Consider the following 7,881-nt stretch of genomic DNA (forward strand, 5'->3'; position numbering starts at 1 on the left):
ACCGAGCCCCACCAGAAGTGCTCCAGCAGGAAGCCGCCCACGATCGGGCCGACGGCCGTGCCGGCGGAGGCGGTGGCGCCCCAGATGCCGATGGCGAGGCTGCGCTCGCGCGGGTCGTGGAAGAGGTTGCGGATCAGCGCGAGGGTCGCGGGCATCAGGGTGGCACCCGCCACGCCGAGCAGGGCCCGCGCCAGGATCATCAGGCCGGGCGTGGTCGCGTAGGCGTTGAGCACCGAGATAGCGCCGAACGCGGCCGCGCCGCACAGCAGGATGCGCTTGCGGCCGACGCGGTCGCCGAGGCTGCCCATGGAGACGAGCAGTCCGGCGATGACGAACGAGTAGACGTCCCCGATCCACAGCAGCTGGGTGCCGGAGGGGTGCAGGTCCTCGCTGATGTGGGGGGTGGCGAGGCCGAGGACGGTGGCGTCGACGGCGACGAGCAGGACGGCGAGGACCAGCACCGCGAGCGCCAGCCAGCGGCCGGGACGCAGCTCGGTCTCGGTCTGTACGGGCTGCCGCAGGGTGCTGGTCATGATTCCGCCCTGCGCAGCGCGCCGCCGAGCAGCAGTTCGGCGACCATCGTGGGGAAGTCGCGGGAGGCCACGCGGCCGTCCACCGCGGCCCAGGCGCACGAGGTGATCAGCCCGTAGAAGGCTTCGGTGAGCCAGCCGGGGGTGAGGTCGATACGGAGCTCGCCGTCGCGCTGGCCGCGCTGGAAGAGGGCGCTGATCCGGGTGTCCAGGCCCAGCCAGCCGGTGTTCTGCCCCTCGCCCTCCCAGAGCTGGTTCTCGCCGTAGAGGAAGGCGAGCAGGCCGGCGGCCGGCTGGATCTCGCGGACCAGACGGCGTACGGCGTCGGCGGCGGGACCCTCGTCCAGCCGGGCGCGGTCGAGCGCCGCCTCGCACTCCGCGATGCCGAGCGCCTCCAGCGCGCGGACCAGCGCGTCGCGGCCGGCGAAGTGGCGGTGGAGGGTGGCACGGCTGATCCCGGCGGCGCGCGCGACCTCGTCCATGGTCGCGGTGGACTTGCGGGTCAGCAGGGCGGCGGCGGAGCGCAGCACGTGGTCACGGTCGAGGGCCATGAGACAAGGATACCTCGGATGAGACATGAGTGTCTCACCATGGGCATACGGGTCTCAGTGCCAGGGCAGCTCGCCGCGCCGTGCCCAGTAGGTGTGCGGGTCCTCCGCGAGGGTGTCGAGGCGGGTGCGCTGGCCGTCGGTGAGGTCGACGGCGGCGGCGTGGAGATTGGAGCCGAGCTGGGGGACGGTCGCGGCGCCGGACAGGACCACACCGGCCCAGGGCCGGCAGAGGATCAGCGCGAGGGCTACGGCGTCGGCACCGAGGCCGGTCTCCTCGGCGATGTCCCGCAGGGCGTCCGGCGCGTGCTCCGGGGCGAGCCGGCCGTTGGCCATGCCCTCCTTGACGATCACGGTGAGCCCGGCGTCGTGCGCCTCCGCCAGCGCGGGGCCGGCCGAGGTCTCCAGCGCGTTGTACGTGGACTGCACGGTGCGGAAGAGGGGAGCGCCGTCGACGGTGATCTCCAGGGCGGCCCGGATCGTGTCGGCCTGGGCGGGGCCGCTGGTGGAGAAACCGATGGTGAGACCGCCTGCGGCCGCTTCGGCGAGGCGGGCGTGCAGGGCGCGGTCGGTGAGGGCGGGGCTGTCGGGGGTGAGGGAATGGATCTGGTAGAGGTCCAGCCGGTCGCCGAGCAGTTCGGCCGTTTCGGCGCGCTGCCGGTCGTACGCGGGGAGGGTGTGGTCCTTGACCTCGTGTCGGTCGGCCTTGGTGGACCAGTCGGCGGTGTAGGTGTAGCCCCACTTGCTGCCGACCACCACGTCGTCCGCCTCCGGGTGGGCCTTCAGCCAGTCCGCGAGGAACTCCTCGCTGCGGCCGTAGGAGCGGGCGGCGTCGAAGTAGCGGACGCCTTGGGCGTAGGCGGCGTCGAGGAGTTCGTGGGTGCGGGTGCGCAGCGCTTCGGCGCTCCGGTCATCCCCAGGTCGCGGGCCCGGTTCAGGTTGATGTAGCCGGGGCGGCCTACCGCGGCCAGGCCGAGGCCGAGGTGGCAGGTGGGGGTGGTTGCGCTGGAGAGGCGGGCGAAGGGCATCGCGGGCTCCGTTCGGTCGGTCGATCAACCAGCGACCAAGCTAACCCGCGACGCCCTTCGTTCAGTTCTTCTTGGCCTCGGCCCAGGCGTGCTGCCGCGCGAGGTCGGCCTTGACCTCCGCCAGCTGTGCCGCCACCGCGCTCGGCGCCGTACCGCCCCGGCCGTTGCGGGACGCCAGCGCGCCCTTGACGTTCAGTACCGTGCGGACCTCCGGGGTGAGGTGGGGGGAGATCTTGGCGAACTGGTCGTCGGTGAGGGCGTCGAGTTCCTTGTTCTCGGACTCCGCCACCTTGACGCACTCCCCCGCCACCTCGTGGGCGACGCGGAACGGGACGCCCTGGCGGACGAGCCACTCGGCGATGTCGGTGGCGAGGGAGAAGCCGGCCGGGGCCAGTTCCTCCATGCGCTCGCTGTGGACGGTGAGGGTGGCGATCATGCCGGTGAAGGCGGGGAGCAGCACTTCGAGCTGGTCGCAGGAGTCGAAGACGGGCTCCTTGTCCTCCTGGAGGTCCCGGTTGTAGGCGAGCGGCAGCGCCTTCAGCGTGGCCAGCAGGCCCGTGAGATTGCCGATCAGCCGGCCGGACTTGCCGCGCGCCAGCTCCGCGATGTCCGGGTTCTTCTTCTGCGGCATGATCGAGGAGCCGGTGGAGAACGCGTCGTGCAGGGTGACGAAGGAGAACTCCTTCGTGTTCCAGATGATGATCTCCTCCGCGATCCGCGAGAGGTCGATGCCGATCATCGCGGTGATGAAGGCGAACTCCGCGGCGAAGTCCCGCGAGGCCGTGCCGTCGATGGAGTTGCCCGCGCTCCCCCGCTCGAAGCCGAGGTCACGCGCGACCGCCTCGGGGTCCAGGCCGAGGGAGGAACCGGCGAGCGCGCCGGAGCCGTACGGCGAGACGGCGGTGCGCTCGTCCCACTGGCGCAGCCGCTCGGCGTCCCGGCCGAGGGACTGGACGTGGGCCAGCACATGGTGGGCGAAGAGCACCGGCTGGGCGTGCTGGAGGTGGGTGCGCCCCGGCATCGCCACGTCCGGGTGGGCCTCGGCGAGGCCGACCAGGGCGTCCTGGAGGTCCGCGATCAGGCCGCCGATGATCCGGGCGTGGTCGCGCAGGTACATCCGGAAGAGCGTGGCGACCTGGTCGTTGCGCGAGCGGCCCGCGCGGAGCTTGCCGCCGAGATCGGGGCCGAGCCGCTCCAGCAGACCGCGCTCCAGCGCGGTGTGCACGTCCTCGTCGGCGATGGTGCCCACGAACTCGCCCGAGGCCACGTCGGCTTCGAGCTGGTCGAGCCCCGCGAGCATCCGGGTCAGCTCGTCCTCGGTGAGCAGGCCCGCCGTGTGCAGCACGCGCGCGTGGGCGCGGGAGCCGGCGATGTCGTAGGGGGCGAGCCGCCAGTCGAAGTGGACGGACGCGGACAGCTTCGCCAGGGCCTCGGCGGGGCCGTCGGCGAAACGGCCGCCCCAGAGCCGTACGTCACCGCTGTTGCTGCTCACTGCGTTGCTCCTCGAGCTCGTGGTGTGCCGCCGCCTCCCCACCCTTGCGGGCGAGGAGGCGGCTTTCCCTCTGCTGACTGATAACGACGAGTCCTACGCGAGGTCCCGCTTGGCGGCGATCTTCGACGACAGGCTGTAGATGTCGATGAAGCCCTTGGCCGCGGCCTGGTCGAAGGTGTCGCCGGTGTCGTAGGTGGCGAGGTTGAAGTCGTACAGCGACGACTGGGACCGGCGGCCGGTGACGACGGCGCGGCCACCGTGCAGGGTCATCCGGACGTCGCCGGAGACGTGCTCGTTGGCCTCGGTGATGAAGCCGTCCAGCGCCCGCTTGAGCGGGGAGAACCACTGGCCGTCGTAGACCAGTTCGCCCCAGCGCTGCTCCACCTGCCGCTTGTAGCGGGCGAGTTCACGCTCGACGGTGACGTTCTCCAGCTCCTGGTGGGCGGTGATCAGGGCGATGGCGCCCGGAGCCTCGTACACCTCGCGGGACTTGATGCCGACGAGGCGGTCCTCGACCATGTCGATCCGGCCGATGCCCTGGGCGCCCGCGCGCTCGTTGAGCTGCTGGATGGCCTGGAGGACGGTGACCGGGCGGCCGTCGACGGCGACCGGCACGCCGCGCTCGAAGGTGATGACGACCTCGTCGGCCTCGCGGGCCTCGGCCGGGTTGGAGGTGTACTCGTAGATGTCCTCGATCGGGGCGTTCCAGATGTCCTCCAGGAAGCCCGTCTCGACGGCGCGTCCGAAGACGTTCTGGTCGATGGAGTACGGGGACTTCTTGGTGGTGGCGATCGGGAGGTTCTTCGCCTCGCAGAAGGCGATCGCCTTGTCACGGGTCATCGCGTAGTCGCGGACCGGGGCGATGCACTTCAGGTCGGGGGCGAGGGCGACGATGCCGGCCTCGAAGCGGACCTGGTCGTTGCCCTTGCCGGTGCAGCCGTGGGCGACCGTGGTGGCGCCGTGCTTCTGTGCGGCGGCGACGAGGTGCTTGACGATCGTCGGCCGGGAGAGGGCGGAGACCAGCGGGTAGCGGTCCATGTACAGGGCGTTCGCCTTGATCGCCGGGAGGCAGTACTCCTCGGCGAACTCGTCCTTGGCGTCGGCCACTTCGGCCTCGACGGCACCGCACGCGAGGGCGCGCTTGCGGATGACGTCCAGGTCCTCGCCGCCCTGGCCGACGTCCACCGCAACGGCGATGACCTCGGCGCCCGTCTCCTCGGCGATCCAGCCGATGGCGACGGAGGTGTCCAGTCCGCCTGAGTAGGCGAGTACGACGCGCTCGGTCACGGGTTCTCTCCTCACGTGCATTCGCTGATATGCATGAGTATGCAGAACTCCGCATGATTCGTCAATCGCGGAGGTGGGGTAGGCAGCGGGCATGGGAAAGACATATGAGCGCATCGACGGCAGGATCCGGAGATTCATCGAGGAGCAGCCCCTCTTCTTCACGGCGACCGCGCCCCTGGCCGGCGACGGCACGGTGAACCTCTCCCCCAAGGGCCTCAAGGGCTCGTTCGTCGTGCTGGACGAGCTGACGGTGGCGTACCTCGACTTCGCGGGCTCCAACGCGGAGACCGTGGCCCACCTGCGGGAGAACGGCCGGATCACCCTGATGTGGTGCGCCTTCCAGGGCCCGCCGAACATCGTGCGCGTGCACGGCCGGGGCGAGCCGGTCTTCCGCGACGACCCGCGCTTCGGCGGCCTGCTGGCCGCCTTCCCCGGCATCGACCCGGCCCCGCACGGCCTGCGGGCGATCATCGTGGTGCACGCCGAGCTGGTGCGGGACTCGTGCGGGTACGCCGTGCCCCGCATGGTCTACGAGGAGGACCGCGATGCGCACCGGCGGCGGTTCAGCAGGGAGGACGACGCCTCGCTCAGCGACTACTTCACCGGTAAGGAGCACATCGCGACGAGCATCGACGGGCTCCCCGGCCTGCCGTTGCCGCTGCCGCCCTCTACGGTCTGAGCCATGCGCCGCCGCCTGGTCACCGCCCTCGTCTCCGCCTCCTGCTGCGCGCTCGGCCTCACGCCGGCCGACACGCCTTTGCCCGCGCGCCTCGCGGACACCGGCGGCGGAACCCAGCTCATCACCGCCGAGGCCCCGGACGCCGGCTCCAGCACCGGCACCCTCACCTGGTGGGACCTGCGGCACGGGCGGTGGACGGCGGCCGGGACGGCGCCCGCGCGGTTCGGCTCGGGCGGCCTGGTGGAGGGCACCTCACGGCAGCAGGGCACCCATACGACGCCGGCCGGGCTGTACGACCTGCCGTTCGGCTTCGGCATCGAGGCCGCGCCGGCCGGGACACGCGTCAGGTACCGCCCGGTCACCGGGAGTTCCTGGTGGTGCCAGGACAACGACTCCCGCGCCTACAACCGCTGGGCCGACCCCCTCCCCGCCGACTGCCGCGCCTCGGAGTCCGAGCACCTGGTCTCCTACACCACCCAGTACGCCCACGCCCTCGTCATCGGCTTCAACTACCACCACCGGGTGCGCGGGCGCGGCGCGGGCATCTTTCTGCACGTCAACGGCAAGGCGGCGACGGCCGGTTGCGTCTCCGTACCCGCCGACGCCATGGCGGAGATCCTGCGCTGGACCGACCCGTCCAGGCACCCGCACATCGCCATCGGAACGGAGGGCGGGGCCACCGCGCTCGTCCGTCACTGACCCCCGCCAGGTCGCTCGCCGGGGCGCTGAACACTCCGCCCGCACCGCACGTATGTGTGGGCCAAGGGTCAAGTCCCCCGGAGGAACCGTGACCACCACGCTCGCAGGCGGACGTGCCGCCCGCCGCCAGACGATGCGCCGCATCCGCCCGCGCCGCTCGCCGGCCGTCCCGCTGCTGCTCGCGGTGTGGGCGGGCGCGGCGGCCGTGCTGTGGCTCTGGTGGCACAACACCCCCTCGATCGCCGACAACGCCGGCCGGGTCCTGAACGCCGGGCGGATCACCGGGCTGCTGGCCGGGTACCTGATGGCACTGGTCGTGCTGCAGATGGCGCGCGTACCGGCGCTGGAGCGGCGGGTCGGCTCGGACCGGGTGGCCCGCTGGCACGCGATGAGCGGCCGCTACACGCTGAGCCTGGTCCTGGCGCACGTCTTCCTCATCATGTGGGGATACGCCCTCCAGGCGGGCAAGACGCTCGGCGACATCGTCCAGCAGACCGTCGACTCGGTGAACCAGCTCCCCGACATGGGCAAGGCGGCCATCGGCACCGGCCTGTTCGTGGTCATCGGGCTCTCCTCCGTCGGCGCGGTCCGGCGCAGGCTGCCGTACGACACCTGGTACCACGTGCACCTGCTGACCTACGCGGCGGTGTTCCTGACCTTCTGGCACCAGATCACCACCGGCAACGACTTCGCGGTCGAGCCGATGGCGAAGACCTTCTGGTACGTGCTGTACGGCGTGGTGACCGCGCTGGTGCTGTGGTACCGGGTCATCGTGCCGGTCCGGCTGAACCTGCGGCACCGGATGCGGGTGGAGGCGGTGATCGAGGAGTCGCCGGGCATCGTGTCGGTGCTGATCTCCGGGCGGAAGCTGCACCGGATGGGCGCGGAGGCGGGCCAGTTCTTCCGCTGGCGGTTCCTGGCGCCGGGGATGCGGTTCAGCTCGCACCCGTACTCGCTGTCGGCGGCGCCCCGGCCGGGCATGCTGCGGATCACCGTGAAGGCGATCGGCGACCACAGCGCGCGGCTGCGCGAACTGGAGCCGGGCACACGCGTGTGGGCGGAGGGCCCGTACGGGGCGCTCACCGCGCAGCGCCGCAGCCGGGGCAAGGTGCTGCTGGTGGCGGGCGGGGTCGGGATCACGCCGATGCGCGCGCTGTTCGAGACGCTGCCGGGCGCCTCCGGTGACATCACCCTGCTGTACCGGGCCAACACCACGCAGGACCTCGCCCTGTGGGACGAGCTGGCCGCGATCGCCGAGGAGCGGGGCGCCCGGCTGATGTACGCGGTGAACAGCCCGGAGGGCGAGCGGCCGGACATCTCGGCGGAGAACCTCCGCCGCAAGATGCCCGACATCGACCGCCACGACGTCTTCATGTGCGGGCCGCCCGGCTTCGCGCAGGCGGTGTACGAGGCACTGCGCGGCGCGGGGGTACCCGCCCGGCGCATCCATCACGAGTCGTTCGAGATGTGAGCGGAGCTCCAGAAGCCATGAGGAAGAGCCACCCCATCCGTCGCGTGATGCTGGCCACCGCGGCCACCGTGTCCGGTGTCGTGCTGCTGCTGTCGCTGAAGCCCGCGTCCGACCCGGCGTCGGCCTCGGCGGCCGCCCCGCCGGCGT

General features: G+C 71.7%; 7 protein-coding genes and 1 pseudogene. 3 read left to right on the top strand and 5 right to left on the bottom strand.

Going from position 1 to position 7,881, the window contains the following annotated elements; translation table 11 throughout:
- From GT030_RS22795 to GT030_RS22815, 5 genes and pseudogenes are all read right to left on the bottom strand, one after another.
- A partial coding sequence (locus GT030_RS22795) for an MFS transporter (RefSeq protein ID WP_161202683.1) occupies positions 1 to 533 on the bottom strand: 533 nt, incomplete at its 3' end.
- Positions 530 to 1,081, bottom strand: a complete 552-nt coding sequence (locus GT030_RS22800; RefSeq protein WP_161202684.1) for a TetR/AcrR family transcriptional regulator — start codon at positions 1,079 to 1,081, stop codon at positions 530 to 532. The genes GT030_RS22795 and GT030_RS22800, both read right to left, overlap by 4 nt.
- Positions 1,082 to 1,135: 54 nt before the next feature.
- A pseudogene (locus GT030_RS22805) lies at positions 1,136 to 2,106 on the bottom strand (aldo/keto reductase).
- A 61-nt stretch (positions 2,107 to 2,167) separates the two neighbouring features.
- Positions 2,168 to 3,598: an argininosuccinate lyase gene (argH, locus tag GT030_RS22810; RefSeq protein WP_161202685.1), complete on the bottom strand. Its 1,431-nt coding sequence runs from the start codon at positions 3,596 to 3,598 to the stop codon at positions 2,168 to 2,170.
- Between the two features lie 93 nt (positions 3,599 to 3,691).
- Positions 3,692 to 4,885 carry an argininosuccinate synthase gene (locus tag GT030_RS22815; protein WP_346009719.1) on the bottom strand — a complete coding sequence of 398 codons (1,194 nt, stop codon included), beginning with the start codon at positions 4,883 to 4,885 and terminating at the stop codon, positions 3,692 to 3,694.
- Positions 4,886 to 4,976: 91 nt separating this feature from the next.
- Here GT030_RS22815 and GT030_RS22820 point away from each other — a divergent pair, with 91 nt between their 5' ends.
- The 3 genes from GT030_RS22820 (at position 4,977) to GT030_RS22830 (ending at position 7,734) form a co-directional block, all read left to right on the top strand.
- Complete coding sequence (locus GT030_RS22820; protein ID WP_161202687.1) at positions 4,977 to 5,564, top strand: pyridoxamine 5'-phosphate oxidase family protein; 588 nt, start codon at positions 4,977 to 4,979, stop codon at positions 5,562 to 5,564.
- A 3-nt stretch (positions 5,565 to 5,567) separates the two neighbouring features.
- Entirely contained in the window at positions 5,568 to 6,263 is a 696-nt protein-coding gene (locus GT030_RS22825; protein WP_161202688.1) for a L,D-transpeptidase family protein, read from the top strand.
- Positions 6,264 to 6,351: 88 nt separating this feature from the next.
- Complete coding sequence (locus GT030_RS22830; protein WP_161202689.1) at positions 6,352 to 7,734, top strand: ferredoxin reductase family protein; 1,383 nt, start codon at positions 6,352 to 6,354, stop codon at positions 7,732 to 7,734.
- Positions 7,735 to 7,881: the final 147 nt, after the last annotated feature.

The organism is Streptomyces sp. SID1328 (genome assembly GCF_009865595.1).
GTDB classification, from domain to species: Bacteria; Actinomycetota; Actinomycetes; order Streptomycetales; family Streptomycetaceae; genus Streptomyces; species Streptomyces griseoluteus.